We start from the raw sequence: 25,585 nt of genomic DNA on the forward strand, positions 1-25,585 counted from the left end.
AGCACCATGCGGACCGCTTCGTCCTTGAACTCCTGAGAGAACGCCCTACCGCGAGCCAATTACCCTTCCCTTCCGAACATCCCCAAGCCTACTTGGGGACGCTGTCCGGAAGATCCGAGGCACCTCACATCGACCAGCCCGGCACGGGGGGCGCACCCGATCCATCCGCCAAGCCGCCAGCAAATTCGACTACAACGATGGCGCAACGCGCCGCACCCTCGGCAGACACACCACGCTACGCAATCGCGGCGAGAATGCCGCGTTGGAACGTCGAGGGCGAGTCACCACTGACGTCACGTCTGCGCTAGCGACGCGGCAGCGACGAATAGGACGGCACCGCAGCAGACCAAAGGCCGTCCCACCGACCTCAACCCGTGGGGGGCCGTGAGGGAGAAGCCCCCCATAGCGGGGGGGTTCCGCGGGGGCCGCCCCCTGGCAGATACCGAGCCTCCGACCGGGCTCGAATCCTTCGCTGACCTTGATCAACGGGCGTAGCCGGCGGTCGATCTGGCCTCGGGACTCAACCGATCACTCAGGACGTCGGCTGCTGACCGCCAAACCACATCCTCTTGCAACCCCTGGATCGGCAACAGTCGCTCCCAGGTCGGGTTCTCCCACCGGGAGGAGGTGAACTCTGGTGTGGCGAGCTGAGCGAGCGTGCTGCGGACCGCCCCAGGATCGAACACTCGATGGCCACCGGGCGATCGCTCCGACGGGATGACGCCCCTGTCCGCGAGATGCCGCAGCCGGGAGGCTGAGACCCCCAGCTCGCGTGCGACGTCGCCGACTCTGACCAGCTTTCCCACATCCAGAATCTATCGGATGCGTGAAGTTCTGACGCTGACGGCAGATGAAGGATCTACTGGCGCCATGAAGTTCTTGGTCGCGGCGGCCCCGAGAACTTGCAGGTTCGATGAGATTTTGAAGATCAATAACGGATAAACGGGACGTCGACGACAGGCAGCGACCTGTCGTCAAGCCGCTTGGTGACCGTCACGGCGGTCGCCGACTCCGTGTATGGGCCCGCAACTGCGGCCTGTCCGTCAGCAAGATGATCACCTCGGCCTTCCCCCGTCCCTCTCGCGGATCCTGGCCTTGCCAGGTAGTCGGCGCCTGGACCCTGTTGGTGGTTGACAGCTTGCTGCGCAAATAACACGAAAATCTGGTGCATCAGCTAACGGCGCAGTCGGTGCGGGACGCGACGGTACGACGTGATTCTCGGATTGCAAACGGTCTAATCTGATTCCGTGAGGCGAGGACGACCGTGATAGAGGACAAGCCGACCCGGACCGCAGGGCCGTTTACGGCCCGAGGACCAGAAGCGGCGCGTCAGCCCATCGCCCTCGCTCCCACGGCGCGCAACCATCCCGGCGATCGTCACGGCCCAGGCCAAGACAGACCTGGCAGCAGTCGCTCTTCCACCTCGTTCTCACCTTTCGGCGAGATGAGGAGCCGGCCGGTGGATTCCGTGTACTCGATCAGCTTGTCGTCGTGCAGGCGATGGAGGACGCGGCGGTAGTTGCCCAAGCGCGCCTGTTCGTGGTCACGAGCCAGGCTTTGATCCGTCGAGTCACTAGATTGGTTGTACAAGAGGAGCAAGGTCGCGTCCGCTAGCCCCAGGGACGTGTCGAGGATGCGCCGGATCTCTCCCACCTTCCACACGACGGGCAAGGTTCGTTCGACCAGGGCGTCAATGATCTTGGCAGCCGTGTCGACATCGGTACAAGACGCCGTCCGCCTCTACGAGCAGGGCTGGACCGTCCGCCAAGTCGCCGAGAAATTCGACTGCAGCCACGGCGCCATGTCCCGGGTCCTCGGCAGACACATCACGCTACGCAATCGCGGCGGGAATGCCGCACTGGAGAGTTCGGCGAATGACCTCTGACGCCACGTCTGTGCTAGCGATGCGACGGCGATGATGGGACGGCACCGCAGCCAACCGAAGGCTGCCCCACCGACGCCAGCCCGCAGGGGGCTGTGGGGGGCGGAGCCCCCCATCGGGGGGTTCCGGGGGGTCGCCCCCCCGGGCCAACACGAGCCTCCGGCCGGGTTCGAACCGGCGACCTGCCGCTTACAAGGCGGACGCTCTGCCATCTGAGCTACGGAGGCCTGCTCACTTCAACAGCCTCACCAACGATAGCGCGTGCCGGCGGGCGGTTGGGCGGGTTTCCGCCTATTAATGAACTGTGGTTCAATAATTGCCATGGCACGGCCCAGGGAGATCACAGACGAGCGGTTGCTCGAGGCCGCGGCGTCGAGTATCAGTCGGCTCGGGCCCGGGTTCACGCTCGCCGACGTCGCCGCTCAGGCTCAGGTTTCCGTCGGGACGGTCGCGCAGCGGTTCGGGTCCAAGCACGGGTTGCTCGCCGCGATGACGAGGAGCGCCATCGACGGGATGCGCAGCGGTATCCGGGAGTCCGTCAAGGGCGTCGAACCGGCTCATGCCGCCGTTCACGCGCTTCTCGTCGCGTACGCGCCGCTCGATGACGCGGGTACGGCGGCCAACAACCTCGCTCAGCTCGCCGTCGACCTCGCCGACTCCGAGCTTCGCGGGCTCATGGCCGAGTTCTACGCGGTCATGGAGGCCGAGATCGCGTCGCTCATCGACGCCGCCGCGCTGCCCCTGGCGCCTCGGCCGGCCACGGCGGCCCGGATTCTCACCGCGATCGCGGACGGGACGGCGATCCACTGGTCGGCCCGGCCGCAGGGCTCGCTGCGCGAACGGCTTCAGGACGATCTCACCACGGTGGTCGACGGCTGGCGGCCACGAGAAAGGCAGGAAGCGTGAACAGACCACTGGACGGACAGGTCGCCCTCGTCACCGGCGGTACGCGCGGGGCGGGGCGTGGGATGGCGGTGGAGCTCGGGGCGGCCGGGGCCACGGTGTACGTCACCGGGCGTACGACCCGCGACGCGAAGAGCCCCATCGGGCGTACGGAGACGATCGAGGACACCGCGGAGCTCGTCACCGAGGCCGGCGGGCGCGGGATCGCGGTGCGCTGCGATCACATGCGGCCCGACGACGTACGGGCCCTCGCGCGCAGGATCGAGCAGGAACAGGACGGGCGCTTGGACGTACTGGTCGACGACACCTGGGGCGCGGACCAGCTGATCGAGTGGAAGCCGATCTGGGAGCACGATCTGGACAAGGGGCTGCAGGCCCTGCGCAACGGGCTCGAGACCCATCTCATCACCCTCCACACCCTGCTTCCGCTGCTCGTACGGCGCAAGGCGGGGCTGGTCGTGGAGATCACCGACGGCGATGACATGTTCAACGACCGCTACCGGGGGACGATGTTCTTCGACGTCGTCAAGGTCGCCATCACGCGGATGGGCAAGATGCTCAAGGAGGAACTGGAGACGTACGGCATCACCTCGCTGGCGCTCACCCCCGGGTTCCTGCGCTCGGAGGAGATGCTCGACCACTTCGGTGTCACCGAGGAGACCTGGCGCGACGGGATCGCCGACGACAAGTATTTCGCCATCTCCGAGACGCCGCGCTACATCGGGCGCGCCGTCGCCGCGCTGGCCGCCGACCCCGACCGGGCCCGGTGGTCCGGGCAGTCTCTCTCATCCGGCGTACTCGCCAAGCACTACGGTCTCACCGACCTCGACGGTTCACAGCCGGAGGCGAGCAGGTTCTTCGCCGAGACCTACTTCGGCGACAAGAAGGACGCCGACGTCGCCGACTATCGCTGACACCCCCGTCCAATAGGGTTTTCCCCGCCGGATTCACCCAACGGGGAGCTTCATGAACATGTCCACACCCCCGCCCCCGCCGGGCGGCCCGTACGGCCCCTGGAACGGCCCGCCCCAAGGGCCGCCTCAAGGACCGCCTCCGGGCCCACCCCAGGGCCCGTCGTACGGACCGCCTCCAGGCCCGCCCTACGGACCGCCGCAGGGACCACCGCCCTTCGGCGCGTACCCGCCCCCTCCCGCTCCGCCGCACAACCGCAGGCGAGCGCGGATCATCGTCGGTCTCGCGATCCCCGTCGTGATCGGCCTGTTCATCGTGCTCGTCGCCCTGTCGCCCGACACCTCGGCGCCGACCGGCGACTGGAAGGCGGGCCAGTGCGTGTCGCCGGCCGGTCTCGTCGGCGACCAGGAGGGCAAGGAGTTCCATCGCACGGGCTGCGACGCCGACGAGGCCGCGGCGAAAATCATCAAGATGACCTCCCGCCCGCTGGCCGGGCTCAGCTCCCCGACCGACTGCCCCGACGAGACCGACGCCATGGTCGGCGTCGAGCAGACCAAGGGCCACCTCAACCTGTCCAACAACGTCGCGTGCATCCGCAACATCAAGGCGCCGCACCCCGGCGACGCCGGCCAGGGCGGCGGGGTGTTCCGCGGCGGCGACTGCGTCGTCGACCCGCAACAGTCGAGCAAGCTGGAGGAGACGCCCTGCACGTCACCCCACTGGGCGACCGTCGTGCGGTGGGCCGAGAACAGCGCCTCCTGCCCCCAGGGCGGGTCCTACGACTCGGTCTCCCTCATCGCCGGCGCGAAGGTCCTCTGCGTACGGCGCATCTGACGAGGTAACGGCCTTCCGGCTGAGGGGCCGACCGGGCGACGGCCGAGGCCGGGCGAAGAGATGGGCGAGGGGACGGTCTGTCGGCCGGAGAAGCAGCCGACCCAACTGAGCAGGCCGCCCCGGCCAGAGGAACCGCCCGGGGCCGGCCGAACAGACGGCCTACCGGCCGAAAAGGCTCAGCGGTGGCGGGCGATCTCGTACAGCGCGATGCTCGCCGCCACGCCCGCGTTCAGCGACTCGGCCTTGCCCGGCATCGGGATGTTGACCAGCAGGTCGCAGGTGTCGGCCACGAGACGCGACAGCCCCTTGCCCTCCGAGCCCACCACCAGCACGAGCGGCCCAGTCGAGGCGTCCAGCGAGTCCACCCCCGTGGTCCCGCGAGCGTCCAGCCCGGCCACGAACAGCCCAGCACTCTGGTACGCCTTCAGCGCGCGTACGAGGTTGGTCGCGCGGGCGACGGGCACCGAGGTCAGCGTGCCCGCCGACGCCTTCCACGCCCCCGCCGTGACCCCGGCCGCCCGGCGCTCGGGAACGAGGACCCCGTGCGCGCCGAAGGCCGCCGCCGAACGTACGACGGCGCCCAGGTTGCGCGGGTCGGTCACGCCGTCGAGTGCGACGATCAGCGACGGGGTGCCGCGTTGCAGCAGGTCGTCCGGGTGCGCGTAGTTGTACTCGGGGACCTGTAGCGCGATGCCCTGGTGGACGGCGTGGTCGGTGAGGCGGTCGAGTTCGGTCTTACCCGCCTCCAGCAGCGGGACGCCCGCGTCGGTGGCGAGTTTGATCGACTCGCGGATGCGGTCGTCCGAGGCGCCCGACATGACGTAGAGCGTGCTCGCCGGGATGCCCGCTCGCAGGGCCTCGACGACCGGGTTACGGCCGGTGACGATCTCCGGGGCGTCCGGTGCGGAGCGCCGCTGCGGGCGCTCGCCGCCGGAGGACGGCTGGCCACGCCGTGAGCCGGTCGTGTCGGTCCCGGTCCGGGTGGCCGACTTGGTGGCGCGCGCCTCCTGGCGCTTGCCGTACCAGTGCCGGTCCTCGGCCTTGAGGGTCCGACTCGGCCCCTTCTTACGACGCTTGGCCATTCATGTCCTCCGCGAGTATCAAGAAACCCCAAGACTACGCGGAGTCGCGCCCTGGCCCGTCCCGAAGAAGCCGTTCGATGCGCTCCAGTCGGTCCTCGATCGCGGTCAGCCGGCTCTCCAGCGACGAGCCGCCCGAGGCGAAGACCGAACGCGGCTGCTGGCGCGAGCGGAGGACGGCGAGAATGCCGCCCCGGAGCTCGTCGAAGTCGACGTCGAGTCCGCGCAGCACCTGGGCGCCGCCGCCCGAGCCCTCCCGCAGGAGGCCGAGCAGGATGTGCTCGCTGCCGATGTAGTTGTGGCCGAGCTGCAGCGCCTCGCGGAGCGAGAGCTCGAGGACCTTCTTGGCGCGTGGGGTGAAGGGGATGTCACCGGGGTCGCCCGGCTGCCCGCGGCCGACCATCTCCTCGACCTGTGTACGTGCCGGCGCGAGTCCGGCGCCGAGTGACGTGAGGACGTTCACGGCCGTCTCGGTGTCGTCGCGCAACAGGCCGAGCAGGATGTGCTCGGTGCCGATGTGGTCGTGGTCGAGCAGCAGGGCCTCTTCTTTGGCGTAGACCACGACGCGGCGGGCGGTGTCGGTGAACCGCTCGAACAACTGGACCACCTCGAATGCGGTGGGGTGTGTAAGCCTCTCGAACGTTACGTCCCCGGACTCCCACCCACCAACCGCCTCAGGAACGCTTGAGTTCCCATCGGGGGCCGCGCGGAGTGTCCTCGATGAGGATTCCGGCGGCGGTGAGGCGGTCGCGGATCGCGTCGGCGGCGGCGTAGTCCTTGCGCGCCCGCGCGGCCTGCCGCTGTTCGATCGCCACGGCGACCAGCGCGTCGACCACCTCGGTGAGGTCGTCGCCGGCGCCCTCCCACTGCGGCGCCAGCGGGTCGATGCCGAGGACGTCGAGCATCGCGCGCAGCTCGCCGAGGACGCGGACGACCACGTCCTTGTCACCGGCGGTCAGCGCGGTGTTGCCCTCGCGTACGGACTCGTGGATGACGGCGAGCGCCTGCGGCACGCCGAGGTCGTCGTTCATCGCGTCGGCGAACGCCTGCGGCGGCGTGCCGGGCTCGACCCGGCCGGCCATCTCGACCGCGCGTACGACGAACGCCTCGATGCGCTGGTACGCGGCCGCGGCGTCGTGCAGGGCCTCGTCGGAGTAGTCGATCTTCGAGCGGTAGTGCGCGGAGCCGAGGTAGTAGCGCACCTCGACCGGGCGGGCCCGCTCCAGCAGGTCGGTCAGGAGCACGACGTTGCCGATGGACTTGCTCATCTTCTCGCCGCCCACGCTGAGCAGCCCGTTGTGGATCCAGTAGCGGGCGAACTCGTCACCCGCCGCGGTCGACTGGGCGAGCTCGTTCTCGTGGTGCGGGAAGATCAGGTCGACGCCGCCGCCGTGGATGTCGAAGGCCGGCCCGAGGTACTTCGTGGCCATCGCCGAGCACTCCAGGTGCCAGCCCGGGCGGCCGGGGCCCCAGGGGGTCTCCCAGCTCGGCTCGCCGGGCTTGGCGCCCTTCCACAGCGCGAAGTCGCGCGGGTCGCGCTTGGCGTCGTCGCCCACAGAGTCGCCGGCGGCGCGCATGCTGTCGAGCCGCTGGTTGGACAGCGAGCCGTAGCGGCCGGACCAGGACATGACGTCGAAGTAGACGTCGTTGCCGACGTTGTAGGCGTGCCCGTCGTCGATGAGCCGCCGCATCAGCATGATCATCTCCGGGACGTGCCCGGTCGCCCGCGGCTCGACGGTCGGCGGAAGGCAGCCGAGCTCGTCGTAGCCGCGGTTGAACACGCGCTGGTTCGCCTCGGCCACCGCGAACCACGGCCGGTCGCTCTCGGCGGCGACATTGATGATCTTGTCGTCGACGTCGGTGACGTTGCGGACGAAGGTGACCTCGTAGCCGGAGGCGACCAGCCAGCGGAACAACAGGTCGTACGTCACGCCGGAGCGCATGTGGCCGATGTGCGGGGCGGCCTGCGGCGTGGCACCACAGACGTAGACGCCCGCCTTGCCCGCTGTCAGCGGGACGAACGGCCGGATGTCTCGGGTGCCGGTGTCATAGAGGCGCAGGCTCACGCGTAAGAGGCTATTCGATACGGGTCGGCGCCCGACCCTGAAACGCGCTTTGTTGGGCGATCCTGGCCGCCGGTCCTCACTTCGGCCTCATTTTGAGCGCCCTTCTCGTGCATAACGCGCCAATTCCCCGAAAGCGACCGCATTGGGCACCTCGCCGGCCGTGGCCGTCATGCCGGACGTACGGTCGCGGCGGTTGACGTACACCATGCCGTTGCTGATCTCGACGCCGGTGACGTTCGGCCAGGCCACCTCCTCGCCGTCCTTGGCCACGTGGTCACGGGAGATCGAGAAGGGGCCGAAGCGTACGGTGCCGCCGGTGTCGATCCGGGAGATGTACTTCGGCAGCAGACGCTCGGTGACCTTGGAGGACACCGTCTCGACCACCTCCTGCACGCCGGGGAACTCCGGGCCGATGACGGCCTCGGTGCCGTCCTCGCGTACGAGCCAGCAGCGCCAGCTCACCACGTCCGTCGACCCCATGCGCACGCCCGAGACGCGGATCTCCCGGACGGCGTCCCAGGGGAAGGTGGCGACGTTGCGCACCTCGACCAGGATCAGGCCGTTCTCGTACAGGTAGAGCATCCGGCCGTAACCGGGCAGGACGTCGCGCATCAGGATGCGCCCGGCCGCGCCGAGGTAGGCCGCGCACAGCAGCACGCTCAGGACCGTCGCCCAGCCGAAGCCCTGCAGCACGAAGCGCACGGCGAACGGGAGCAGCAGCAGTCCGGGCAGGCCGAGCACGACGAGCCAGGTACGGGACTTGGGGTTCACGGTGTGCGGATCGTGCACCGTGTACGGCTCGCCGAGCCGTTCTTCTTTTGCGAGCGCATCGATGGGGGAGGGGACTGTCACATCTGTCAAGGGGACACCATGATCGGAAGCCGTGGCCGACAAAACAACACGAATGGCCGCATACCCAGTTGGGCACCGCCCGAAGCGGGACAACATCCTTCCCGCTCCGCATCCCAGCCGCGCACGGGGGGTATGCCGAACGTCGAGCGCGACCGATCTCACGGCGACACGCGGTCCGCGCTCACCCCGAGACCCGATGAATACGGCCAAGATGGTGCCACCCCGTCCGCCCCGATGGTTGGCTTCCCCCCAAATGACACTCACCCCCGCGCAGTACTCCACGACACAGAGACGGCTCCTCTCCACGCTCGGCGGCCTCGGCGTCGCCGCGCTGGCCGCGGGCACGTTCGTGCTGTCCTATGACGACCTGCGGCTGCTCGCGCTCCGCGGCGGCGCCGCCCGCCACTGGGCGTTCCTGTACCCCGGCATGCTCGACGGCCTGGTCGTCGTCGTCATCCTGGCGATCCTCACCGCCCGGCGCTCCGGCTGGTTCTCCCGCGCGCTGCGCTGGCTGCTGCTCATCGCGTTGATCGCCGGAGCCGGCGCGGCCGGCGTCCAGCGCGCCGTCAAGGGTTACGGCCCCCTGGCGAACACGCCGATGCACGTCGGCGTCGCCGTGGCGCCCTGGGCGATCCTGATCCTCGCCGTCTGGCTGTGGGTCGCGATGATCAAGCAGATGCTGAGTCTCCGGACGCGGAGCGGCCGGTCGCGCGCCGACGCTCCCGATCGCGGCATCGAGCCGGGCGACCCCGGTACGGAGCCCGTGCCCGCCACCGTGGTCGACAAGTCCTCGTTCATCCCCGGGCTCGACACCGGCGAGATCCGTACGCTGCCCCGCCCCGCCTCGATCCGGGAGCTGGAGCCCGTACGGGAGACGGTGCCCGCCACGCCTCCCGACCTCGAGGAGAACCCCTGGGACGCCGCGCGCCTCGACCCGGCCGGGGACGCCCCGGGCGACCCCGTGCCGCCGTCCTGGGGCTCCGCCGCCCGGCGCGAGGACACCGAGCCGACCACGCCCAACCCCGTGATGGGCGAGCCGCTCCGCGGGTCCTGGCACGACCCGGAGACGCCCGGCGACGCCACGCCCCCCGACTGGACCGACACGAGGTCGGAGGAGGCCACCGCGCCCCACACGGTGCACGCCGAGCCGAGCGACCCCGTACCCGAGTCGTGGCAGGAGCAGGCCTCCTCGGACCTGCCCGGACGAGACGAGCCCCTGCTCCCTCCGGCCCCCCGCCGCGCGGACGAGCCGCCCGACACCGAACCCGAACAGAAGGTGGAGGCGCCCATGAACGACCGGCCGGACGAGCCGGACGAGGAACCCGCACCGCGCCTGGTGGCCCGGACCTCCCTCCCGACCGACGTGAGACTCGTGGGCGGGCCGAAGCCGGCCTCGTCTCTGACCGACACCCAGCCGGACGGCATCAAGCTGCCCAACACCCAGCCCGACGGCATTCCGATGGTCGGCGCGTCCCGCGAGGAGCACGAGGACGACGAGGAGGAGATCTACGCGGACGAGCGCGCCGAGGACCCTGACGCCGGGGAGGACCTGACGCCGCCCTCCAGCAAGTTCCGCAGTGGCCCCACCCCGCCCCGGGGCTGACTTGCGGCAATACCCCCTCGACTTGGTGAATTCGGCGCTGAGGGGGAACGCTGAGTGAATGAGTACCTGGGTGCCCGTGCCCGAGGGCAGCGGCTTCGGCGTGACCAACCTTCCGTACGGTGTCTTCTCCCAGCGTGGTGAGCTGCCGCGCGTCGGGGTGGCCATCGGCGACCATGTGCTCGACCTGGCCGAGCTCGCGGGAGCGGGGCTGCTCGCCGACCGGCGCTGGTTCGCCGCCGGGTCGCTGAACGCGTTCATGTCCGCCGGGCGCGCGGTCTGGCAGCCGACACGCGACCGGATCATCACCCTGCTGACGGACATGTCCTACCGGGACGAGGTCGAGCCGGCCCTGTCGCCGATGGCCGACGTCGAGCTGCACATGCCCTTCGCGGTGCCGGACTACGTGGACTTCTACTCCTCGCGCGAGCACGCCGCGAACCTCGGGCGGATCCTGCGCCCCGGCTCCGAGCCGCTGCTGCCGAACTGGACGCACCTGCCGGTCGGCTACCACGGTCGCTCCGCCACGGTGGTGCCGTCGGGGACGCCGATCGTACGGCCGAGCGGGCAGCGGCGCGGCGATCACGGCCCGGTGTTCGGCCCCACGCAGAAGCTCGACATCGAGGCGGAGATCGGCTGCGTGGTCGGCATGCCGTCCGCGCTGGGGCAGCGGGTGCCCACGACGGCCTTCCGCGACCACGTGTTCGGCTTCGTGCTGGTCAACGACTGGAGCGCGCGGGACGTCCAGGCGTGGGAGTACCAGCCGCTGGGGCCGTTCCTGTCCAAGTCGTTCGCGACGTCGATCGCGCCGTGGGTGGTGCCGGTCGAGGCCCTGGAGGCGGCGCGCGTACGGCCGCCGGAGCAGGACCCGCCGCCCCTGCCGTACCTCCGCTGCGACGAGCCGTGGGGCCTGGACATCCGGCTGGCGATCGAGCTGAACGGGCACGTGGTGAGCCGCCCGCCGTTCGCCGGGATGTACTGGACGGCGCCTCAGCAGCTCGCGCACACGACGGTGAACGGCGCCGTGGTGCGTACCGGCGACCTGCTCGCCTCGGGCACCGTCTCCGGCCCCACACGCGACCAGCGCGGCAGCCTCATCGAGCTCACCTGGAACGGCAACGAGCCGCTGGAGCTTCCGGACGGCGCGCGGCGCGTCTTCCTGGAGGACGGCGACACGGTGCGCATCACCGCCACGGCTCCGGGGACGGACGGGACCCCGATCGGTTTCGGCGGCGTCGTCGGCACCGTCTATCCGGCCACGGAATGACCGGTCAGCGAAGCACGAGCGCGTTGGCGACGGCCGCGATGCCCTCGCCCCGGCCGGTCAGGCCCAGGCCGTCCGTCGTCGTGGCCGAGATGCCGACCGGCGCGCCGCCCAGAGCCTCGCTGAGGGCCTTTTCGGCCTCCTGGCGACGTGGGCCCACCCTGGGGCGGTTTCCGATGATCTGGACGGCGACGTTGCCGATCGTGAAGCCCGCCTCGTCGAGGCGGCGCAGCACCTCGCCCAGGAGGACGACGCCAGAGGCTCCGGCCCAGCGCCGGTCGGCCGTGCCGAAGACGGCGCCCAGGTCGCCCAGGCCGGCCGCCGTCAGCAGGGCGTCGCAGGCCGCGTGGGCCGCGACGTCTCCGTCGGAGTGGCCTTCGAGTCCGTCACCCTCGCCGGGCCATTCGAGGCCGGCGAGCCAGAGGGGACGGCCCACAGCGAACGGGTGGACGTCGACCCCGACGCCCACCCGTGGAAAAAGCGTTGCCAACCGTCTAGCCGGCCAGGACTTCGTCGAGGAGCGCCTCGGCCTTGTCCTCGTTGGTCTTCTCGGCGAGCGCCAGCTCACTGACCAGTATCTGACGTGCCTTCGCCAGCATGCGCTTCTCGCCTGCCGACAGGCCACGCTCCTTGTCGCGCCGCCAAAGATCCCGGACGACCTCGGCGACCTTGTTCACGTCGCCCGACGCGAGCTTCTCGAGGTTCGCCTTGTAGCGTCGCGACCAGTTGGTGGGCTCTTCGGTGTATGGTGCCCGCAGCACCTCGAACACCTTCTCCAGCCCTTCCTGGCCTACCACGTCACGAACGCCGACCAGCTCAGCGTTCTCCGCAGGGACACGAACTGTGAGATCGCCCTTGTCGACCTTCAACACCAGGTAGGTCTTGTCCTGACCCTTGATGGCACGAGTCTCGATGGCTTCGATCCGAGCAGCCCCATGATGGGGGTAGACGACAGTGTCGCCGACCTTGAAAGTCATGTGACAAGTACCCCTTCCGCTATGGATAAGGGTAGCACGCTGCACGGACCCGCTGTACCGGCGTTACAGGTATATGCGCAGGTCAGCACGGTAATTAGGGTATTGACAAAGTTCGAATCGCGTGTAACAGACGGCCTTGCCATCGTCTCGCCCCATCGTCTCGGCCGCCGTCTCAACATCCTCTCACCATCGGATTGCGGCCGCACCGCGCACACAGCGGCGGAAGCGGCTCATACTGGAGATGGACGGATCGGCACGGGTCTGACGCCCCCCTGAGCCCGGCTCGGCGGGGGGTTTCGGCTCCCGCGCAGACCACAGTGGTCCGAGAAGGTAGGTGTGGCGTGGGGCTTCACGGCGACCATGACGACTACGGGCTTCCCAAGGTCGACGTCGTCGTCCCTGACGACGCGAGAGAGCTCGACCGTGACGTCATCGCGTACCGGCGTGAGCAGCGGCAACGGCGCCGGCGGGCACGCTGGGGACGCCTCGGCCGGCCGTTCACACGCTATGGCATCGCCGCGCCGTTCATCGCGAGCGCCGTGCTCATCGCCCTGATCAGCGGCGTGCTGATGACCGTCATCTCACCCCGTCCCAACCCGCGCACGATGCAGGTGCCGCCCACCGGCCCGCAGCGGCTGCGCCCCGGCGACGTCGGCGGCGGCCTGCCCACCGGCAACGTGATCTACCGCAACAAGCGCGTCCCGGTCGCCGAGCTCGTCAACGTGGCCGGCGTGGCGCTCATCGTCCCGCGTGACTGCCGGTGCGACGCCGCCGCGCAGAACGCCATCCGGCAGGCGGGGGGCCAGCGGCTCCAGGTCTGGCTGTTCGCCGACGCCCGTACGGACAGAAGCGACAAGGACGTCAGCGCACTGGTGGCCGGGACCGCGCCCGGGACCGCCCTTCTCGCCGACGACCCCGACCGGGTGCTCTCCGCGGCGTACAAGGCCACCGGGCTGACCGCGGTGCTGGTCCGCACCGACCGGATCGTCCGCAAGATCCTTCGCGGCCTCCAGCCCGGCCGCGACCTCACCGCCGACCTTCGCGCGCTGCAGACCCCGAGCTGATCGGGCCCGGCACGGCCCCCCGCGTCCCCTCGATCGGGCTACCGCTACGCTTCCGTGTGGCGTTTCGCGCGCCCAGATCAAGGAAGCTTCCGCCAAGGAGAGTACGACGCCGTGAGCCGCAACAGCCGCCGGGCCGCCGCCATCGCCGTCGCCGGCGTCTTCGCCGTCGCCCCGCTGGTGTCCGCTTGCGCAGCCGGACAGCATCCGCAGAGCGCGCTGCCCACCCAGCTCGGCGAGGGCGTCAACGCCTCCGCGCGCCTGGTCGACATCCGCAACACCTTCATCCTGGGCCCGCAGCCCGGCCAGCGGCTGGCCGCGGGGAGCTCCGCGCCGCTCTACGCCTGGTTCGTCAACAACAGCGGCGCCGCCGACCGGCTCGTCGCCGTCGAGGCGCCCGGCGTGGCGCAGTCGGTCCAGATCGCCGGTGGAGCCCTCAACCTGCCGCCGAGCAGGCTCGTCAACACCGTCGAGTCGGCCCCGCCGCCGCAGCCGTCCCCCACCGCCACTCCCCCGGCTCCCCCGGCGCAGAGCCGCACGCCGAAGGCCGGCGTCACGCCGCGCACCCGCCGCACCCCGAACACCCCCGTGGCGCAGGCCGCTCCGGCCGCCCCGCCGTCGCCGTCCTCCAAGCTGATCCTCAAGGGGATCGCCCAGGCCTACTCCGGCGGCGAGACCGTACGGCTGACCCTGCACTTCCAGCAGGCCGGCACGGTCACGCTGAACGTCCCGGTCGTGCCGCGGAACGGCTCCTACGCGACCTTCTCCCCCGCGCCGGCCGCGCCGACGGCCCCGCCCACGCCGAGCACGACCCCGCTGCCGACGCAGAGCACGCAGCCGAAGAGCGGCGGAAAGAGCAAGGCCCGGGCCGGCAAGGCGAAGAAGGCCTCGGCCACCCCGGGCGTCTGAGCGCGAGCGCCCGTCTCGTGACCCCGGAACGGAGTCACGAGACGGAGCCTCACTCGTCCGGCTCGAACTTGTAGCCGAGCCCGCGCACGGTGATGATGAACCTCGGTGTCGACGGAGCGGGCTCGATCTTGGCCCGCAGCCGCTTGATGTGGACGTCGAGCGTCTTGGTGTCCCCGACGTAGTCGGCGCCCCACACCCGGTCGATGAGCTGCATCCGGGTCAGCACCCGGCCGGCGTTGCGCAGCAACACCTCCAGCAGCTCGAACTCCTTCAGCGGGAGCGGCACCTCGCGTCCGGAGACCGTGACGACATGGCGTTCGACGTCCATGCGGACCGGTCCGGCCTCGAGGGTGGGCGGTGCGAGCTCCTCGACGTCGCCGCGTCGACGCAGGACTGCGCGGATGCGGGCGACGAGCTCGCGGGAGGAGAACGGTTTGGTGACGTAGTCGTCCGCGCCCAGCTCGAGGCCGACGACCTTGTCCACCTCGCTGTCCTTGGCGGTCAGCATGATCACGGGGACGTTGGACTTGGTGCGGAGCTCTCTGCACACCTCTGTGCCGGGCAGCCCGGGCAGCATCAGGTCGAGCAGGACGAGATCGGCACCGGCGCGGTCGAAGGAATCGAGGGCGTCGGGACCGGTCGACGCGACGGCGACCTCGAAGCCCTCCTTCCGCAACATGTACGACAGCGCGTCGCTGAACGACTCCTCGTCTTCCACGACGAGCACTCGGGTCACTGGGGGGCCTCCCGTACGGTGGCATGGCCTGCGGACGTCTCCGCGGACGCGGAGGCCGTCAACAGCGGCAGGCGGATGGTGAACGTCGATCCGGAGCCTTCCTTGCTCCAGACGTTGACCTCGCCCTGGTGGCGGGTCGCGGCGTGCTTGACGATGGCGAGACCGAGGCCGGTGCCGCCGGTCTGGCGGGACCGGGCCGGATCGACACGGTAGAAGCGCTCGAAGATGCGTTGCAGGTCGGCCTCGGGGATCCCGATGCCCTGGTCGGTGACGCTGATCTCGGCGTGGCGTTCGTCGGCCAGCCGGGTGCAGACGACCACCCGGGTGCGTTCGGGACTGTAGGCGATGGCGTTGTCGATGAAGTTGCGCACCGCGGTGATGAGCAGCTCCTCGTCGCCGTGCACCTGGAGCCCCTCACGCCCTCCGATGGCGAGGGTGATGTCCTTGGGCTCGGCCTTGAGGCGGCAGCGGTCCACGGCGTCGTGGACCACGTCGTCAAGGGTGACGACCTTGGGTTCGGCGACCGGTTCCCCGCCCTGGAGCCGGGAAAGGGTGATCAGGTCCTGGACGACGTTGGTGAGGCGCAGGGACTCGTGCTGCATGCGCTTGGCGAAGCGTCGTACGGCCACGGGGTCGTCGGCGGCGTCCTCCACGGTCTCGGCCAGCAGCGAGAGGGCGCCGACCGGGGTCTTGAGCTCGTGGCTCACGTTGGCCACGAAGTCACGGCGGATGGCCTCGACGCGGCGGAGCTCGGTCAGGTCCTCGGCGAGGACGAGGACGAGGCCCTGGGTGCCCATCGGCGCCACCCGTACGGCGAACCAGCGCCCTTCGCGCCGGCCGTGGATGACCTCGATCTCCTTCTCGCGGATCTCGCCGTCGCGGCGTACGAGCCGGGCCATGGCCACGAGGGCGTCGATGACCAGCCGGTCACCGCTGACGAGGCCGAACGCCCGCGCGGCGGAGCTGGCCCGCAGCACACGGTCGTCGCTGTCGACCACCACCGCGGACGAGCGCAGGACACTGAGCACCGAGGCGACGCCGGAGGGCACCCCCGCGGTCTGGGCGGGAACGTCCACGGGGCGCTGGGCGCGCTCACTGGCGCGCACCGCCAATGCGGTCACCAGACCGGTCACCAGCCCAGCGGCGCCTGCCAGAGTCGCGACAACCTCCACATCCACATCTTGGATCGTAGGCGGGACTCTGGCCAGGTCCGTTCGCCCACCTGCCCACCTGCGGGTAGGTTCGTCCAAAGTTAACCTGCAACTACACAACCGTTCATGGCAGGCGACCATCCTGTCTAATCGGATAAACGTGCCGAATGAAGGATGCGAATGCGAGACGCCTACCACGATGAGCTCGACGGACTCTCCGACAGACTCGTGGAGATGACGCGGCTGGTGCGGTCGGCGATGGCCCGGGCCAGCACCGCTCTACTGGATGCCGACCTGCGCCTCGCCGAAGAGGTGATCAGCGCTGATGAGCAGGTCAACAAGCTGGAGACGGAGATCGAGGAGACCGTCTTCGAACTGATGGCCCGCCAGCAGCCGGTGGCGAGCGACCTGCGGACCCTCATCACCGCCCTGCGCATGAGCGGTGACCTGGAGCGCATGGGCGACCTCGCCGTACACCTGGCCAAGACGGCGCGGCGGCGCCACCCCGAGTCGGCCATCCCGCCCGAGCTCCACGCGACCGTGCTGGAGATGGGCCAGATCGCCGAGCGCATGATCGCCAAAGCGGGCAGCGTCATCGCCTCACAGGACGTCGCGATGGGCCTGGAGCTCGACGCCGACGACGACCAGATGGACCGCCTGCACCGCCGGCTGTTCGACGCGCTCCTGTCCCCGAAGTGGGGCCACGGCGTCGAGCCGGCCGTCGACATCTCGCTGGCGGGCCGCTACTTCGAACGCTTCGCCGACCACGCGGTGCACGTGGCCGAGAACGTCGTCTACCTCGTCACCGGCCAGCACCCGGAAGACCTCGGCGGCATCCTCACCTGAGTCCCGACAAGCACGCGAGCCCCGGCGGAACGCCGGGGCTTTCGTCGTTTCCGGCCACATACGGGGGCGTGGCAGACCACGAAGGGCCTCCTCACCTGCGGCAGAAGCACGGGCCGGAGGCGGCTGGGAGCGGCGACGCCGGCGGCCGGGGCTTCGCATCCGGGTTCGCCCAGGCACCCGCCCGCCCGCATGCGCCCAGGACGATCACGAGGGTGGTTGAAGCGCCGACTTCGTGCGGCTGTAAGAGCGGGGCTCATTCCCCTCGCACAGGCGGCGATGTGATGACGGTGATGCTCACACAGGCTCGGTCCTCGAGAGGAATGAGCGTGCCGTCGGAGCGGCGGCCGCTGCGTTGGGGGGTGACCCATTCGATGCCCTCGGCGATGTCGATCTGTGCTGGAGCCGCTGCCGGCGTCGCCCCAGCTCCGCCTTCGGCTCCGGTGACGGCGGCTGGAGAACCAGGAGCGACGGCCTGGCGCGCGATCCAGGCGGTCAGTGCGCGCCGCAGCAACCGGACGATTCCGTCGCCGGCCTGGAGGTCGTCCGCCTCGTTCGTCCGGGCGGCGTCACGTTCGCCCGTACGCCGCGCCAGGGCACGTTCGAGCCCGCTGACCATGGCACCCGCCGTCCGAGAGTCGTGGTCCACAGGGTCATCGCCTGGCATGAGTGAGGGAGAGTCGCGCCTTGCCTCCGGATCTCGCGGCTCGATGCGCCACTGAGCGGCCGTCTGCGTGACCATCCCCAGCAGCTCGATGATCTCGGGCTGGGCATCCGGCGATTCGCTCGCGCGAGCCTTCAGCTCCGCCAGCGTCCGGAGGAGACCGTGGCGCGTGGAGGCGTCAGTGAAAACCGACCGCGCATCGGATACCGGCCAGCCGATCGACGGCCCATACGAACCCGGCCCCTGCCCATGACCCGCCTCCCGCGGGAACGCGTACACCTGCTCAGAACCGCTGGAAGACGCCATGGCATGGTGCGGGGAAGATAGATGGCCGCCCTGTTCGTGTTGCCCATGGACCGATGAATGCCGATCCGGCCAGATCACGTTTTCGATTTCGTCGAGCCGTTGCTCCAGCATACGGATCTCGTGAAGTCCGAACTTTTCATCCGGGTCGAAACGAAACTCAACCGTTACTTTATCGCCCGATGGACCCAGTTTATATCCATCCTGCATTCCAACCGAGTCATATTGGCCGATTTTTTTAGACGGACTGTCGTATAGTGCGGATTCTAGGTATTCACGACTGGTCGCATCGTCCGCCAACCTCCTGTAATCAATATTAATGTCTGCGCCCCGCTTACGCTTGTCCGCACCATAACAGATTGCCGGCAGACTGGACCGCAAGTGATCAACGAAGAGATCGATAACTTTATCCGCGTTGGAGTCAAGGTAATTACGTACGCCGGATGGCAGCAAATTCCGGCGGTACAAGTGAAGTGGAGATCGAACCGCCAAGGCCAATAGGTTCTTCATCAAAGGTGGACTTTCAAGAACAAGCGTGACCTGCATTGCCGCCGCGTGAGTGTAGACCACAAGTACATAGTTCCGGAGAGCTGGAGCCCCCGAATCCAGTGCCGCCACAGCTTCCGGATGTGCACGTTCAACGTAAGCCACAAAAGCCTGCTTCACCTGCACGGCAAAGTCCATGCCAGCTTTTACGATATCACACGAGATAGGTATCGTATTTCTGTCCTCCACCGCCCAGAGATGAAGATCCCACAGTCTGTCCGGCGGAATATCGTAGGTATACTGGAAATTGATCTGCGAGCCCTTGATCGCATCCAATGGCTGCAGAAAACGAGCGTCGCTCGCCGCTGGCCTTATTTTCCACCCACTCTGCGGAGTAAATGCATCTGCGATGGACAGTCCATCCGCATGGAGTCTTTCGTGAAAATCTTTGACTCCGAGCGGAGGCTTCGATGAACGCGGCGCGGAATACAGGCGACGCACAATGTCATGGAATTCATCGAGTACTTGAGATCGCGGCGGCAGACCCTCGTCACCTGGTCCGATACGCCATATAGGGGAGACCACTTCGGCGATCGGCACCTTTACGAGAAAAACCCTGGTGTTTCCCTTTTCGCGCGCCTTACCGGGATCCCCATACAATAGGCCATCTTTATTGCCGCGATAGTACCCCGTGTAGTCCAGTACAAGCTTCGCGTGCTTCCTCGGCTGCCTATTATATTCGACTATCGTTTCACCCCCGTGCAGCGCCTCACGCTTGGAGGGGAAGAGCACGATAATGGGGGTCTCACCTTCCGTTCCACCTGCGCCGTAGTGGAGGAACTGCGATGGACCGACCAATGCGTTGTGTGTACTTGACGCAGTTCTCGCATACTTTCCGGTCAACGGAACAGCTTTGCCCACAGCATTGACGACGATCGCCCGCGCACCCGGAGATGACGGCCACCCCTCCCCAACGTGGAGAACCTCCGGCCCATCTTTTCGCTGGGTCTCGACCCGAAATATGGCGCCACCCTCGTTGACGACCACGAACCCGTGGCGACCACCCGCAGAAGGCCGAGATTCAAGAATGAACGCCGCCGACCGATCACCAAGCTCGGTCAGGTGGTCGACTACTACGTCCAGTGAGTGTTCGACCGGCTGCCAATCTCCGTCGACCGCCGCCGCGAACGCGTCCTGCCGCCGTGTCGTCAACCAACTCGTGCCGGGCGCGAACTCTTCTGGAGCCGTGCCGGTCACCCGCGAATCATCACGTACCGTCCGCTGGCCGTAAAAGCCGCGTCGCACTTCATCCAGCCGAATCATGCAGTCGTTGGAATCAAACGCAGGCAACTTGATCGACGCAAGCCGAGAACGCAGCCGCTCACGCATGTCGCCTATTGATGCCTCTGGCGTTTCAGACGACTCTGATCGGGCGTCTGACCGTAGACGATGGAACTCACCCGTGTGGTCCACGACCCCGGCCGTCGCTTCAACGCAAGCCCCGGCCGTGTGAGTCGACTTACGCCACAAAGAGGCACCCGCGGCCCGACTCGCTCCTGACGTCACAGGGATCCCTGTGGTCGACATGATGCCTGCGCCTCCAGCGGCCCTGAAAGTGTCCTCGACCACATACGGCCGTATCGCCGAGCTGCCGTTGATGATGGCCAGATCGCGAACGGCCCCCTGACCTGCGACGGACGCAGGTGAGGGGGCCGCTCCATGATCGGGACTACTTCTTGCCCTGGTTCTTGACCGCCTCGATGGAGGCCTGGGCGGCGTCGGGGTCGAGGTACTCGCCGCCCTTCTTCAGCGGCTCGAAGTCGTCGTCCAGTTCGTACAGGAGCGGGATGCCGGTCGGGATGTTCAGACCGGCGATGTCGTCGTCGGAGATGCCGTCCAGGTGCTTGACCAGCGCGCGCAGGGAGTTGCCGTGGGCGGCGACCAGCACCGTGTTACCCGCCGCGAGGTCCGGGACGATCGCGTCGTACCAGTACGGCAGCAGCCGGTCCACCACGTCCGCCAGGCACTCGGTGCGGGGTACGAGCTCCGACGGCAGCAGGGAGTAGCGCGGGTCGTCGACCTGCGACAGCGGGTCGTCGTCGGCGATCGGCGGCGGCGGCGTGTCGTAGGAGCGGCGCCAGGTCATGAACTGCTCCTCGCCGTACTCCTCACGCGTCTGCGCCTTGTTCTTGCCCTGGAGCGCGCCGTAGTGCCGTTCGTTGAGCCGCCAGGAGCGCCGTACGGGGATCCACAGCTGCTCGGCCGCGTCGAGCGCGATGTTGGCCGTGCGGATCGCGCGCTTCAGCACCGACGTGTGCAGCACGTCGAGCCGCAGGTCGGCGTCGAGCAGGAGGTCACCACCGGTGACCGCTTCCTCCTCGCCCTTCTCCGAGAGGTCGACGTCGACCCAGCCGGTGAACAGCCCCTCGGCGTTCCAGACGCTTTCTCCGTGCCGGAGAAGTACCAATGTCGCCATAACCAGCGAGCCTACTGGGTCCACCTGCGGCGCCGGAAAACGCGGGTCGTACGTCCGTCGACGACCGCGTTCCGCGCTGTCACCATGGGGCGAAAATCGAGCGAAAGGACGCGAAATGCGGACCGGACGGCCCAGTATCACGGCGTTAGGCGTGGCGATCGTGCGAGCGGCGCACCAGAAGATCGACGGCGGGTGCGTGTTCGACGACCCGCTGGCGGCCCGCCTCGTCACCGTCGCCGACGCGGATCACGTCTTCGACGCGGTCTTCGACCCCGAGCAGGAGCCGGTACGGCTGGCCGTCGCCGCCCGCGCCCGGTTCGCCGAGGAGGCCCTCGTGGCCGCGCTGGACGACGGGGTGTCGCAGGCGGTCGTGCTGGGCGCGGGCCTGGACACCTTCGCCTACCGCCACTCCTACGACGCGCGAGTGTTCGAGGTGGACTTTCCCGCCACGCAGGCGTGGAAGCGGGAGCTGCTGGCCGCCGCCGAGATCGCGGAACCGCCCTCGCTGACCTTCGCGCCGATCGACTTCGAGGCCATGAGCCTGGCGGACGGGCTGGCCGAGGCAGGCTTCGAGGCGGACCGGCCGGCGTTCTTCGTCTGGATGGGCGTCGTGCCGTACCTGACGCCCGAGGCGGTGTACGGGACGCTCGGTTTCGTCGGGAGCCGGCCGGGCGGGTCCGGGGTGGCGTTCGACTACGGTGAGCCGCCGGCCGCGATGTCGCCCGAGCAACGCGAGGGGTTCGAGCGCCGCGCCGCCTGGGCCGGGCAGAGAGGTGAGCCCTTCCTCAGCCACTTCGTCCCCGGAGACCTGTCCGCACGCCTGTCCGTGCTCGGCCTGTCCCTGGTCGAGGACGTGACGTACGAGGATCTCGCCGTACGGTACGAGAGCGGTCTGACCGGGCCGTCCAGGGGCTCGGGCGGCCATGTCGTCCACGCGTCAGTTCTTGCGCGCCACGCCCGCTAAGAAGTACGGGCGGCGATATTTGTCCGCGATGCGCTTGGTCTCCGGCGTGTCCGGCCGCCACTGGGCGACGTTGACCACGCCCGGCTCGACGAGCTCCAGGTCGCCGAAGAAGTCCTTGATGCGCTCGGGGTCGCGGGCCACGATCGGCGTCGAGGAGTGCTTGTAGACCTCGGTGACGCCGGGGACCGACTCCGGGAGCGCCTCGCCGCAGACGTGGCTGAGCACGAGGTGGCCGCCGGCCGGCAGGGCCGCGCGGAAGCGCGCCACGATCGACTCGGGGTCGTCGGCGTCCTGGAGGAAGTGCACGATGGCCACCAGCAGGATGGCGAGCGGCCGGTCGAAGTCGAGGCGCTCGCGCACCTCATGACACTCGAGGATCTCCTCGGGGCGGCGCAGGTCCGCCTGGACGATGTGGACGTTCTCGGTGCCGCCGAGGATGGCCCGGCCGTGGGCGAGCACGACGGGGTCGTTGTCGACGTAGACCACGCGGGCGTCGGGCGCGGCCTCACCCGCGACCTCGTGGACGTTGCTCTGGGTCGGCAGGCCCGTGCCGATGTCGAGGAACTGCCGGACGCCCGCCTCGGCGAGGTAGCGCACGGCGCGGCCCATGAAGGCCCGGTTGTGCTGGGCGGCGATGCGGATCTGCGGCGCGAACTCCAGCGCCTTCTCGGCGGCGTCGCGGTCGGCGGCGAAGTTGTCCTTGCCGCCGAGGTAGTAGTCGTACATGCGGGCGACGTTGGGGGTGCTCAGGTCGAGCGTCTCCGGTGCGGTTCGGTCGTCCAAGCCGTCCCTCCCTCCATCGATAGGGACAGAGCTTAACTACTGCGAGCCACCATCAGTCACGGAAACAGACAAGAAACTAGAATCTGTTCTCATTAACCGACGTCAGTTGCCGGCATCCGGGAGAATCCGGGCGAAAGGCTGAAGATTCGCGAGGCTCTCCCCTCGCTTGACCCGCCAGTCCCACTCCCGCTGGATCGAGCCGGTGAAGCCGATCTCCAGCGCGCGGTCGAAGTTGTCGTCGGAGTAGGTCAGCACGCAGCCGAGGATGCGGTCGATCTCCTCCGGCTCCACCGCCGACAGCGGCAGCCGCCCGACGAGGTAGACGTCGCCGGTCTGGTCGAGCGCGAACCCCACGCCGTACATCCCGCCGTTCTTGCGCAGCAGGTGGCGGTAGAACTCCTCGTGGTTCTCGTCGGGCTGGCGGCAGAAGAACGCCTCGACGTGCAGGCTGTGCTCTCCCGCGACGAGCCAGGTCATCGTCGCCAGCTTGTGCTGCCCGGGCAGTTTGACGAGGTACGCGCCCGGGCGCGGGCGTTCGTACTCCAGTCCCTGCTCGTCCAGGATCGCCTTGAGCGCCTCGTCCGTGGAACCCATCACCGCTCCTCAGCTCGCCGACGAAACCACCATCATGTACGACACGGGCTCACGCCGAGGCGGCCATCGCCCGTTCGCCCACGGTCTTGGCGTAGATCTCCAGCAGCCGGTCGACGGTCGCCTGCCAGCCGAACGCCTCGCCGTGCCGCACGGCGGCGCGCGACATCCGGCGCAGCCGGCGCGGCGCGCCGAGCAGGTCGCGCAGGACGCGCGCGTAGTCGGCCGGGTCGTGCCCGGGTACGAGAAGGCCGGACTCCTTGTCGCGTACGGCCGTGCGCAGGCCGCCGACCTCGGCCGCGACCACGGGTGTACCGCACGCCTGCGACTCGACCGCGACCAGCCCGAAGGACTCGCTGTGCGAGGGCACGACGGTGATGTCGGCCGCGCGGTACCAGTCGGCCAGCACCGCCTGGGGGCACGGCGGGCAGAACCGTACGATGTCGGCGACGCCCAGCCGGGCGGCGAGCGCGTGCAGCTCGTCCGGCCGCGTACGGCCGGAGCCGCTGGGGCCGCCGACGACGGCGACGAGCAGGCGGTCGCGCAGCCCGGGATCGCGTTCGAGCATCCGCGCGGCCGCCTTGATCAGCACGTCCGGGGCCTTGAGCGGCTGGATGCGGCCGACGAACAGCAGGATCGCCCGGTCCCGCGGCAGCCCGAGACGGCGGCGCGCCCCGTCGGTGTCCCGCTCCGGCGTGAACGTCGTCAGGTCGACGCCCGGGAGCACGGTCTCCACCTGCTCGGGGTCGGCGCCGTACAGGGTCCGCAGCTGGCTCGCCTCGTCGGCGGTGTTGGCGATGAGCCGGTCGGCGCTGTCCACCACCCGCTGCTCGCCCAGCACGCGGCCGAGCGGCTCGGGGGTGTCGCCGTCGGCGAGCGCGGCGTTCTTGACCTTCGCGAGCGTGTGCATCGAGTGGACCAGCGGGACGCCCCAGCGCATGCGCGCGGCGTGGCCGGCCTGCCCCGAGAGCCAGTAGTGCGAGTGGATCAGGTCGTAGTGGCCCGGGTCGTGCGCGGCCTCGGTACGCAGCAGGCCCGAGGTGAACGCGCACATCTGCCGCGGCAGCTCGGTCTTGTCCAGCTCTTCCAGCGGCCCCGCTCCGACGTGACGGACCAGCACACCGGGGGCCAGCTCGGCGACCTGCGGCTGGGCGCGCGAGGTCGCACGGGTGAACAGGTCGACCTCGACACCGAGTTCGGCCATGCGCTTGGCGACCTCGACGATGTAGACGTTCATCCCCCCGGCGTCCCCGGTCCCCGGCTGGTCCAGGGGCGACGTGTGAACACTGATCGTCGCCACCCGGGCAAGACGCGACACGGACACCACCTCCGATAAGAGAACCTACCGACCACAACCTGACATTCCCGTCGGCGAGGTATCCCCAGGAAGATCGGCCCCAACCACGCCCCGACGTTGATCAGTGCCCCGAATCGGGGCTCCCCCCGGGGGAAACGAGCCCCGGGCGGCTGAGAAGATGGATCTCGTGCGGAAGACAGCTGTGGTGACCGGGGCAAGCAGTGGCATCGGCGCGGCGACCGCGCGCCGGCTGGCCGCCGAGGGGTTCGACGTCGTCCTGGCCGCGCGGCGCAAGGACCGCCTGGAAGAGCTCGCGGCCGAGATCGAGGCCGCCGATCCGGCGGGCCGGCGCGGCGGCGCGGCGGTCGTCGTTCTCGACGTGACCTCCCAGGAGTCCGTCGACGCCTTCGCCGAGGCGGTGCGGCAGTGCCACGTGCTGGTCAACAACGCGGGCGGAGCGTTCGGCCTGGACCCGGTCGTCTCCGCCGACGCCGATGACTGGCGGCGCATGTACGACACCAACGTGCTCGGCCTGATGCGCACCACCAAGGCGCTGCTGCCCAAGCTCATCGCCAGCGGCGCGGGGCACATCGTCAACATCACCTCGCTGGCCGGCCACGCCGTGTACGAGGGCGGCGCCGGCTACACGGCCGCCAAGCACGCCGCCGCGGCCGTCAACGACACCCTCCGCCTGGAGCTGTACGACCGGCCCGTACGCGTGACCGAGGTCGCGCCCGGCATGGTGGCCACCGAGGAGTTCGCGCTCGTACGGTTCAAGGGCGACGCGGACAAGGCGGCCAAGACCTACGAGGGCGTGGCCGAGCCGCTCGTCGCCGACGACGTCGCGGACTGCGTCGCCTGGGCGGTGACCCGGCCCGCGCACGTCAACATCGACCGCATCGACGTCAAGCCGCGCGCGCAGGCCGCCGCGCACAAGGTCCACCGCGTCTGA

25 protein-coding genes and 1 tRNA gene are annotated in these 25,585 nt (G+C 69.1%); 10 read left to right on the plus strand and 16 right to left on the minus strand.

The features are described from left to right. Positions 1 to 482 precede the first annotated feature (482 nt). The 3 genes from QWU11_RS47590 to QWU11_RS45260 all read right to left on the minus strand — a co-directional run bounded on the left by QWU11_RS47590 (position 483) and on the right by QWU11_RS45260 (position 2,109). Entirely contained in the window at positions 483 to 806 is a 324-nt protein-coding gene (locus QWU11_RS47590; RefSeq protein ID WP_354670957.1) for a MerR family transcriptional regulator, read from the minus strand. Between the two features lie 571 nt (positions 807 to 1,377). Then, complete coding sequence (locus tag QWU11_RS45255; protein ID WP_290120794.1) at positions 1,378 to 1,662, minus strand: hypothetical protein; 285 nt, start codon at positions 1,660 to 1,662, stop codon at positions 1,378 to 1,380. 374 nt (positions 1,663 to 2,036) lie between these two features. Beyond that, positions 2,037 to 2,109 (minus strand) — tRNA-Thr (locus QWU11_RS45260). Positions 2,110 to 2,203: 94 nt separating this feature from the next. Between QWU11_RS45260 and QWU11_RS45265 the strand changes: the two genes are divergently transcribed. The 3 genes from QWU11_RS45265 (at position 2,204) to QWU11_RS45275 (ending at position 4,531) form a co-directional block, all read left to right on the plus strand. After that, a complete protein-coding gene (locus QWU11_RS45265; RefSeq protein ID WP_290120795.1) occupies positions 2,204 to 2,788 on the plus strand; it encodes a TetR family transcriptional regulator in 585 nt (194 codons plus the stop codon). Beyond that, positions 2,785 to 3,699: an SDR family oxidoreductase gene (locus QWU11_RS45270; protein ID WP_290120796.1), complete on the plus strand. Its 915-nt coding sequence runs from the start codon at positions 2,785 to 2,787 to the stop codon at positions 3,697 to 3,699. Before QWU11_RS45265 ends, QWU11_RS45270 begins: the two co-directional genes overlap by 4 nt. A gap of 295 nt (positions 3,700 to 3,994) precedes the next feature. Then, positions 3,995 to 4,531 (plus strand): hypothetical protein, encoded by a 537-nt coding sequence (locus QWU11_RS45275; protein ID WP_290120797.1) that lies wholly within the window; start codon positions 3,995 to 3,997, stop codon positions 4,529 to 4,531. A gap of 176 nt (positions 4,532 to 4,707) precedes the next feature. Here the strand turns inward: QWU11_RS45275 and rlmB are convergent, their stop codons facing one another. From rlmB to QWU11_RS45295, 4 genes are all read right to left on the minus strand, one after another. Continuing rightward, the gene (gene rlmB / locus QWU11_RS45280; RefSeq protein ID WP_290120798.1) at positions 4,708 to 5,613 is read right to left on the minus strand and encodes a 23S rRNA (guanosine(2251)-2'-O)-methyltransferase RlmB; all 906 of its coding nucleotides are present in this window, start codon (positions 5,611 to 5,613) and stop codon (positions 4,708 to 4,710) included. Between the two features lie 34 nt (positions 5,614 to 5,647). Further along, entirely contained in the window at positions 5,648 to 6,208 is a 561-nt protein-coding gene (locus QWU11_RS45285; protein ID WP_354670958.1) for a Clp protease N-terminal domain-containing protein, read from the minus strand. A 76-nt stretch (positions 6,209 to 6,284) separates the two neighbouring features. Then, positions 6,285 to 7,676: a cysteine--tRNA ligase gene (cysS, locus tag QWU11_RS45290; RefSeq protein ID WP_290120799.1), complete on the minus strand. Its 1,392-nt coding sequence runs from the start codon at positions 7,674 to 7,676 to the stop codon at positions 6,285 to 6,287. An 87-nt stretch (positions 7,677 to 7,763) separates the two neighbouring features. Beyond that, positions 7,764 to 8,528, minus strand: a complete 765-nt coding sequence (locus QWU11_RS45295) for a DUF6585 family protein (RefSeq protein WP_354670959.1) — start codon at positions 8,526 to 8,528, stop codon at positions 7,764 to 7,766. Between the two features lie 253 nt (positions 8,529 to 8,781). Here QWU11_RS45295 and QWU11_RS45300 point away from each other — a divergent pair, with 253 nt between their 5' ends. Further along, a complete protein-coding gene (locus tag QWU11_RS45300) occupies positions 8,782 to 10,131 on the plus strand; it encodes a DUF2637 domain-containing protein (protein ID WP_290120801.1) in 1,350 nt (449 codons plus the stop codon). A gap of 58 nt (positions 10,132 to 10,189) precedes the next feature. After that, positions 10,190 to 11,395, plus strand: coding sequence for a fumarylacetoacetase (gene fahA / locus QWU11_RS45305; RefSeq protein ID WP_290120802.1), 1,206 nt, complete (start codon positions 10,190 to 10,192; stop codon positions 11,393 to 11,395). A 4-nt stretch (positions 11,396 to 11,399) separates the two neighbouring features. Here the strand turns inward: fahA and ispF are convergent, their stop codons facing one another. Further along, entirely contained in the window at positions 11,400 to 11,861 is a 462-nt protein-coding gene (ispF, locus tag QWU11_RS45310) for a 2-C-methyl-D-erythritol 2,4-cyclodiphosphate synthase (RefSeq protein ID WP_290120803.1), read from the minus strand. Between the two features lie 25 nt (positions 11,862 to 11,886). After that, positions 11,887 to 12,369, minus strand: coding sequence for a CarD family transcriptional regulator (locus QWU11_RS45315; protein WP_141955139.1), 483 nt, complete (start codon positions 12,367 to 12,369; stop codon positions 11,887 to 11,889). Between the two features lie 341 nt (positions 12,370 to 12,710). Here QWU11_RS45315 and QWU11_RS45320 point away from each other — a divergent pair, with 341 nt between their 5' ends. Together QWU11_RS45320 and QWU11_RS45325 are read left to right on the plus strand one after the other, a co-directional pair. After that, on the plus strand, positions 12,711 to 13,433 hold the full coding sequence (locus tag QWU11_RS45320; RefSeq protein ID WP_290120804.1) for a hypothetical protein: 723 nt from the start codon (positions 12,711 to 12,713) through the stop codon (positions 13,431 to 13,433). A gap of 111 nt (positions 13,434 to 13,544) precedes the next feature. Further along, positions 13,545 to 14,339, plus strand: a complete 795-nt coding sequence (locus tag QWU11_RS45325) for a hypothetical protein (protein ID WP_290120805.1) — start codon at positions 13,545 to 13,547, stop codon at positions 14,337 to 14,339. Between the two features lie 49 nt (positions 14,340 to 14,388). Here the strand turns inward: QWU11_RS45325 and QWU11_RS45330 are convergent, their stop codons facing one another. Continuing rightward, entirely contained in the window at positions 14,389 to 15,075 is a 687-nt protein-coding gene (locus QWU11_RS45330; RefSeq protein ID WP_290120806.1) for a response regulator transcription factor, read from the minus strand. Further along, positions 15,072 to 16,253: an ATP-binding protein gene (locus QWU11_RS45335; RefSeq protein ID WP_290120807.1), complete on the minus strand. Its 1,182-nt coding sequence runs from the start codon at positions 16,251 to 16,253 to the stop codon at positions 15,072 to 15,074. Before QWU11_RS45335 ends, QWU11_RS45330 begins: the two co-directional genes overlap by 4 nt. A gap of 153 nt (positions 16,254 to 16,406) precedes the next feature. Here QWU11_RS45335 and phoU point away from each other — a divergent pair, with 153 nt between their 5' ends. Beyond that, entirely contained in the window at positions 16,407 to 17,072 is a 666-nt protein-coding gene (phoU, locus tag QWU11_RS45340; RefSeq protein ID WP_290120808.1) for a phosphate signaling complex protein PhoU, read from the plus strand. Positions 17,073 to 17,325: 253 nt separating this feature from the next. On the opposite strand, the gene QWU11_RS45345 is transcribed toward phoU, so the two are convergent. Further along, complete coding sequence (locus QWU11_RS45345) at positions 17,326 to 19,911, minus strand: hypothetical protein (RefSeq protein WP_290120809.1); 2,586 nt, start codon at positions 19,909 to 19,911, stop codon at positions 17,326 to 17,328. Between the two features lie 340 nt (positions 19,912 to 20,251). Then, positions 20,252 to 20,998, minus strand: coding sequence for a phosphoglyceromutase (locus tag QWU11_RS45350; protein ID WP_290120810.1), 747 nt, complete (start codon positions 20,996 to 20,998; stop codon positions 20,252 to 20,254). 151 nt (positions 20,999 to 21,149) lie between these two features. Here QWU11_RS45350 and QWU11_RS45355 point away from each other — a divergent pair, with 151 nt between their 5' ends. Beyond that, positions 21,150 to 21,962: an SAM-dependent methyltransferase gene (locus QWU11_RS45355; RefSeq protein ID WP_290120811.1), complete on the plus strand. Its 813-nt coding sequence runs from the start codon at positions 21,150 to 21,152 to the stop codon at positions 21,960 to 21,962. Here QWU11_RS45355 and QWU11_RS45360 read toward each other — a convergent pair. The 3 genes from QWU11_RS45360 to mshA all read right to left on the minus strand — a co-directional run bounded on the left by QWU11_RS45360 (position 21,936) and on the right by mshA (position 24,660). Then, the gene (locus QWU11_RS45360) at positions 21,936 to 22,745 is read right to left on the minus strand and encodes an SAM-dependent methyltransferase (RefSeq protein WP_290120812.1); all 810 of its coding nucleotides are present in this window, start codon (positions 22,743 to 22,745) and stop codon (positions 21,936 to 21,938) included. The genes QWU11_RS45355 and QWU11_RS45360 overlap by 27 nt on opposite strands. 102 nt (positions 22,746 to 22,847) lie before the next feature. Beyond that, complete coding sequence (locus tag QWU11_RS45365) at positions 22,848 to 23,339, minus strand: YbjN domain-containing protein (RefSeq protein ID WP_290120813.1); 492 nt, start codon at positions 23,337 to 23,339, stop codon at positions 22,848 to 22,850. 49 nt (positions 23,340 to 23,388) lie between these two features. Then, complete coding sequence (mshA, locus tag QWU11_RS45370; RefSeq protein WP_290120814.1) at positions 23,389 to 24,660, minus strand: D-inositol-3-phosphate glycosyltransferase; 1,272 nt, start codon at positions 24,658 to 24,660, stop codon at positions 23,389 to 23,391. Between the two features lie 160 nt (positions 24,661 to 24,820). On the opposite strand from mshA, the gene QWU11_RS45375 reads away from it, so the two are divergent. Continuing rightward, complete coding sequence (locus QWU11_RS45375) at positions 24,821 to 25,585, plus strand: SDR family NAD(P)-dependent oxidoreductase (protein WP_290120815.1); 765 nt, start codon at positions 24,821 to 24,823, stop codon at positions 25,583 to 25,585.

This window comes from Actinomadura sp. DC4 (assembly GCF_030406325.1).
Lineage (GTDB): Bacteria > Actinomycetota > Actinomycetes > Streptosporangiales > Streptosporangiaceae > Actinoallomurus.

Bases quoted from the DNA above. Each gene is read 5' to 3' on its own strand.
- QWU11_RS45300 (WP_290120801.1), top strand. From the start codon at position 8,782: ATGACACTCACCCCCGCGCAGTACTCCACGACACAGAGACGGCTCCTC.
- rlmB (WP_290120798.1), bottom strand. From the start codon at position 5,613: ATGGCCAAGCGTCGTAAGAAGGGGCCGAGTCGGACCCTCAAGGCCGAG.
- QWU11_RS45315 (WP_141955139.1), bottom strand. From the start codon at position 12,369: ATGACTTTCAAGGTCGGCGACACTGTCGTCTACCCCCATCATGGGGCT.
- fahA (WP_290120802.1), top strand. From the start codon at position 10,190: ATGAGTACCTGGGTGCCCGTGCCCGAGGGCAGCGGCTTCGGCGTGACC.
- QWU11_RS45265 (WP_290120795.1), top strand. From the start codon at position 2,204: ATGGCACGGCCCAGGGAGATCACAGACGAGCGGTTGCTCGAGGCCGCG.
- QWU11_RS45350 (WP_290120810.1), bottom strand. From the start codon at position 20,998: ATGGCGACATTGGTACTTCTCCGGCACGGAGAAAGCGTCTGGAACGCC.
- phoU (WP_290120808.1), top strand. From the start codon at position 16,407: ATGCGAGACGCCTACCACGATGAGCTCGACGGACTCTCCGACAGACTC.
- QWU11_RS45345 (WP_290120809.1), bottom strand. From the start codon at position 19,911: ATGCGTGAGCGGCTGCGTTCTCGGCTTGCGTCGATCAAGTTGCCTGCG.
- QWU11_RS45365 (WP_290120813.1), bottom strand. From the start codon at position 23,339: ATGGGTTCCACGGACGAGGCGCTCAAGGCGATCCTGGACGAGCAGGGA.